Source organism: Jiangella endophytica (assembly GCF_003427025.1).
In the GTDB taxonomy this organism is placed as follows: Bacteria; Actinomycetota; Actinomycetes; order Jiangellales; family Jiangellaceae; genus Jiangella; species Jiangella endophytica.
In genome coordinates, this window is the sequence record NZ_QVAI01000063.1 from 1 (window position 1) to 691 (window position 691).

2 protein-coding genes are annotated in these 691 nt (G+C 69.5%); both read right to left on the reverse strand.

The genetic code is table 11. The features are described from left to right. Window positions 1–332 (reverse strand): glycine cleavage system protein GcvH (gene gcvH, locus DZA62_RS35260; RefSeq protein WP_116953680.1); only part of this gene is annotated, 332 nt, incomplete at its 3' end. 34 nt (window positions 333–366) lie between these two features. Next, the coding region (locus DZA62_RS35265) for a DUF881 domain-containing protein (RefSeq protein WP_116953682.1) at window positions 367–691 on the reverse strand (325 nt) is incomplete at its 5' end.

Here is a 691-nt window from a genome sequence, read left to right on the forward strand (position 1 = left end):
CCGGGATCGGCGGGGACGATCTCGATCATCCAGCCCGCGCCGTAGGGGTCGGCGTTGACCTGTTCAGGCGCGGCGTCGAGCTCCTCGTTGCGGGCCGCGACGGTACCGGTGATCGGCGCGAACAGCTCGCTCACGCTCTTGGTCGACTCGAGCTCGCCGCAGACGCCACCCGCGGTGACGTCGTCACCGACAGCCGGCAACTGCACGTACACGATGTCGCCGAGCTGCTCCTGAGCGAAATGCGTGATGCCGACGCGGACGCTGCCCGCGGCCTCGCCGGGCTTGCGGACCCACTCATGCTCCGCGGTGTACCTCAGGTCGTCGGGATACAACGAGATCTGCCTCCTCTGGGGCACCGGTGCGGGGTCATTCGTCGTCGCCGTCGTCCGGCGCCGGGCGAGCGTACTGAGGCGCCTGCGGCTCGTGCAACACGTCGACGGTGAGGTCGTCGTACTCGTCGACGGTGGCCTCGGCGCTGCTGCCGTCGCTACCTTCGATACTGGCGACGACGCCGTTGGCGAACATCATGGAGCCGCTCAACTCGCCCGGGTCGCCGATGGCGACGATCTCGTACGGCGGCTCCAGCTCCTTGCCGCCGACGGTGAGGACGTCGCTGCTCGGGTTCTCGAACGAGGTGCTCGCGACCACCCGGACCGCGGCGTCGTTGCCGTCGCCGCGGATCTGGATCGCC